Raw genomic sequence first — 4,565 nt, forward strand, 5'->3', positions numbered from 1 at the left:
AGGCGAAACATGTGTATATATCTAATGGCATGACACTTTTCAGCCTGCAAAATGAGCTATAGGTCAAAAAACAATAGGCAAACAGGAGGCAAGCATGACCATTTTTTCTTTAGAAAAATCACTTTTTGCCGCAATAGCTAGGAGATAATGCTCACAAAAGCATCCTCTTGCGGTTCAACCAACAAGCAATTGCCAGCCAAAAGCATGCATCTTACTTGCTTAAAGCAATGCTTTTGGCCAATCAACACTTGCATACGGAGGCATAACAACTGAAAAACAACCATAACACACTGGATCACAACGAAATAGAAAAATCGCTCATATTTGGCGTATTTGCAATCCAAAGTAGTGTTGGTTGTAAATACGCGAAGGAGAGAGAGAGCATCGCTGTAAATAAAATTCACAATCAACTATCCGCATGACCACGAGTTAGCCAACGGCTCAACCATCCAGCATTTTGTTTTTTCCAGATAAGTATTTATCTTTGCAGGCAGCATGATGATAGACATAATACAAACAATCATGCTGGATAGTTGGCCATCGAAAAAGGCTGACCCTCACCCTATTCAACCTCAACGAATAAAAACATGATGCACCCAAGCGACAACTTACAAACACAGGAAGCCATTTTTAAGCATGACCTGCACACCTACCTTCGTGGGCTGGACAAGGTTGATGAACATCTGCCAGACGCTCCTGACATCGAAGGAAAATGGTACGACATAGCCAACGCCTATATGCCCGATGCCGTACGAGAGTTTAATCAATATCCTACCGTTGTTTTCGGTTGGATGATGTATGTGGGCATGGCCGTGGCTAAATACTGGGATGAGGATTGGGAACTATATAATAAGGTGGAAAACCTGTACACCTACCTGCGCGACCGCATTGATTTTGACCACATGGACGACTATATACGCGAGAAAGTTCTACTTCTGAACCCCGAACAAGCCCAGCAGTTGCAAGACACGGTTGGCGAATGTGCCGCCCGAACCAACAACTTGTTGCACCATCTATCCATCACACCAGGATCGGAAGATGCCTACCGAGCCGTGATTGCGGCACTGCACCAGCTGTATTTGATGGGTGCCGCCATGCAACTGAAGTCCATGGGTTATCACATGACAAAAATAGGATGACAGCGTAGGCGCATCCCCCTACCCCAGCACTTTCCTAACATGACAGCAATGATGTCAAAGTGACAGGTTGGCATATTTCATGTCAGCCCGAGCCAATATGTTGTGTTTTGGCATGACATTTGTTTTTATATAAGCGTATCGAAATCAGCAGTATTACTTGTGAACTATCAACTAGTAAACTCGTAAACTCATTAACTCGTAAACTAAAAAACAACATATTATGGGAAAAATTATAGGAATCGACTTAGGAACAACAAATTCATGTGTTGCTGTATTTGAAGGCAATGAACCAGTGGTTATTGCCAATAGTGAAGGAAAACGTACAACACCTTCGGTCGTTGGTTTTGTAAAAGACGGTGAGCGCAAGGTGGGTGACCCTGCCAAACGACAGGCCATTACCAATCCTACGAACACGGTATACTCTATCAAGCGCTTCATGGGTGAAACGTATGCACAGAGCCAGAAAGAAGCCGAGCGTGTACCTTTCAAGGTGGTTGACGAAAATGGCTATCCAAGAATAGACATTGACGGACGCAAATATACCCCACAGGAGATTTCAGCGATGACACTTCAGAAAATGAAGAAAACCGCTGAGGACTACTTAGGACAAGAGGTGACCGATGCGGTGATTACCGTTCCGGCATACTTCTCCGACTCACAGCGCCAAGCCACCAAAGAGGCAGGCGAGATTGCAGGACTGAAAGTGCAGCGTATCGTGAACGAGCCTACCGCCGCAGCTTTGGCATACGGTGTGGATAAGGCTCACAAGGATTTGAAGATTGCGGTATTCGATCTCGGTGGTGGTACTTTCGATATCTCCATCTTGGAATTTGGTGGCGGCGTGTTTGAAGTGCTTTCTACCAACGGTGACACCCACTTGGGCGGTGACGACTTCGACCAGGTGATTATTGATTGGCTGGCAAAGGATTTCAAGGCCGACCAAGGCATCGACCTCACCAAAGACCCGATGGCCATGCAACGTCTGAAAGAGGCTGCCGAGAAGGCGAAGATTGAACTCTCGAGCACCACGTCTACCGAAATCAACCTGCCGTATATCTCTGCTGAGGGCGGTGTGCCAAAGCACTTGGTGAAGACCTTGACACGCGCACAGTTTGAGCAATTGGCACACGACTTGATTCAGGCGTGTCTGGTTCCGTGTCAGAATGCCATCAAAGATGCGAAGATTTCAACGTCAGACATTGACGAGGTGATTCTCGTAGGTGGTTCGAGCCGCATCCCTGCCGTGCAGACTTTGGTGAAGAACTACTTTGGCAAGGAGCCTTCAAAGGGTGTGAACCCCGATGAAGTAGTTGCCGTAGGTGCTGCCATACAGGGAGCCATCTTGAACAAAGAGAGTGGCGTGGGCGACATCGTATTGCTCGACGTAACTCCACTGACACTGGGTATTGAGACCATGGGTGGCGTGATGACCAAATTGATTGACGCCAACACGACCATTCCTACCAAGAAGAGTGAGACGTTCTCTACTGCAGTGGATAATCAAACGGCTGTGACCATTCATGTGTTACAAGGCGAACGACCCATGGCTGCACAGAACAAGAGCATCGGACAGTTCAACCTCGAAGGCATCGCTCCGGCACGTCGTGGCGTTCCACAGATTGAAGTTACCTTCGACATCGACGCCAACGGTATCTTGAATGTATCGGCTAAAGACAAAGCTACGGGCAAGGAACAGAAGATTCGCATCGAGGCTTCGTCAGGTTTGAGCCAGGAGGAAATCGACCGCATGAAGGCCGAGGCAGAACAAAACGCAGCCGCCGACAAGGCTGAACGCGAGAAGGTTGATAAAATGAATCAGGCTGACTCCATGATCTTCACCACCGAAAACTTCTTGAAAGACAACGGTGACAAGATTCCAGCCGACCAGAAGCCTAATATTGAAAGTGCTTTGCAACAGTTGAAGGACGCGCACAAGAATGCGGACGTGGCCGCCATCGACGCAGCCATCAACAACCTCAACACCGTAATGCAGGCTGCCAGCGCACAGATGTACAGCCAGGCAGGCGGCGCACAACCCGGTGCAGACGCAGGCTTCAACGCTGGTGCACAGCAAGCAGGTGACGGTCAGCAAACCCAAAGCGGTTCATCTGATGACACCGTACAGGACGCAGACTTTGAGGAAGTGAAGTAAATTTGACAAAAATCAATTAGCAAATATAAGCAAATCCCAGTAGCTCAATTAGTTACTGGGATTTTTATTTCTTAATAATATCTAATAGCTATTGTTTTTACTCGTTTTTATCTTTATATTTGTACCATATTTGTTCCGCGACTTAAAAGGAGATAAAGTGCGACTTATTTCAAAATAATCATTGATTATCAAGAAGATACAGATAATATGGGAAGAGCAAAGTTTGAGATAGAACGAAAATGTGAAATTTGTGGTAAGAGTTTCATGGCGAAAACTCTTACTTCAAAATACTGCTCGAAGAATTGTAGCCAAGCAGCCTACAGGCAGAAGAAAAAGGAGGAAGAAGAATTCTTGCTGAGAAAGCAAAAAGCAGCACGAATACCACAAGGACAAGCATACCTTTCAATTGCTGACGCCATCGTGATTTTTGATATTGGACGAGATACTTTATATCGTTTGATTCATGACAAGGCTGTACGCAGCTTTAACTTGGGACAACGAATGACAAGAATATGTCGTTCCGATTTGGAAGAACGTTTCAACCTTAGACCATTTGATGAAAAGAGAAAAGTGGTAAATGAAATAAAGACTTATCGTCTTGAACCTGAAGATTGTTATACCATTGGAGAAATTGCCAAGAAATTTAAGATTAACGACAGTACAGTATATCTTCATATCAGGAAATACTCCATCCCGATAAGACAAATAGGAAACTATGTGTATGCACCTAAATCAGAAATAGACCAGTTATATAAATAAATACTGACCACAAATGAAGAAAGAACTTGATAACACCAAGGCCACTGTTAGACTAAGAAAGAGTCCATACCGCAAGGAATGGTATCTTTACATCGAAAGCTATCCTGTTCGAGTTACTGGAAAAGAAACCCCACAACGTGTGCGTGAATATCTGAATCGTGCCATTACTACCCCAATATGGGATAAAAGTAGGACAGCCCGAACAACGGATAGAAGTACAAGCTATAAACCTAAGCGAGACTTGAATGGTATCATTCAATGTAAGAGCGAATTAGACCAAGAGGCATGTATCTATGCTGATAATGTAAGAAAACTTAGGCAGCGCGAATATGATAATGTGAGCCTATATAGTGATACAGAGCTGGCACAAGCTGAGCAGAAGGAGAAGTCACAACAGAACTTCATTAAATATTTCGCTTCACTACTGTCCGGTTAAATTTCACCAAAGCGAAAGTTGGCGATCATTTTCTGGATTTTGATTAATAATTGTTTTATCAAATAGTTCATTCAACGGA

3 protein-coding genes and 1 pseudogene are annotated in these 4,565 nt (G+C 44.7%); all 4 read left to right on the plus strand.

The features are described from left to right. Nucleotides 1-590: 590 nt before the first annotated feature. On the plus strand, nucleotides 591-1,139 hold the full coding sequence (locus HMPREF0650_RS05800) for a hypothetical protein (protein WP_004349102.1): 549 nt from the start codon (nucleotides 591-593) through the stop codon (nucleotides 1,137-1,139). Nucleotides 1,140-1,359: 220 nt separating this feature from the next. Then, a complete protein-coding gene (gene dnaK / locus HMPREF0650_RS05805; RefSeq protein WP_004349103.1) occupies nucleotides 1,360-3,291 on the plus strand; it encodes a molecular chaperone DnaK in 1,932 nt (643 codons plus the stop codon). A 207-nt stretch (nucleotides 3,292-3,498) separates the two neighbouring features. Beyond that, complete coding sequence (locus HMPREF0650_RS05810) at nucleotides 3,499-4,050, plus strand: helix-turn-helix domain-containing protein (RefSeq protein WP_004349105.1); 552 nt, start codon at nucleotides 3,499-3,501, stop codon at nucleotides 4,048-4,050. A gap of 13 nt (nucleotides 4,051-4,063) precedes the next feature. After that, nucleotides 4,064-4,465, plus strand: a pseudogene (locus tag HMPREF0650_RS05815) (Arm DNA-binding domain-containing protein); the annotation flags it as partial. Between the last annotated feature and the right edge of the window lie 100 nt (nucleotides 4,466-4,565).

It is taken from the genome of Hoylesella buccalis ATCC 35310 (genome assembly GCF_000177075.1).
GTDB lineage: Bacteria > Bacteroidota > Bacteroidia > Bacteroidales > Bacteroidaceae > Prevotella > Prevotella buccalis.

Bases quoted from the DNA above. Each gene is read 5' to 3' on its own strand.
- HMPREF0650_RS05800 (WP_004349102.1), top strand. From the start codon at position 591: ATGCACCCAAGCGACAACTTACAAACACAGGAAGCCATTTTTAAGCAT.
- dnaK (WP_004349103.1), top strand. From the start codon at position 1,360: ATGGGAAAAATTATAGGAATCGACTTAGGAACAACAAATTCATGTGTT.
- HMPREF0650_RS05810 (WP_004349105.1), top strand. From the start codon at position 3,499: ATGGGAAGAGCAAAGTTTGAGATAGAACGAAAATGTGAAATTTGTGGT.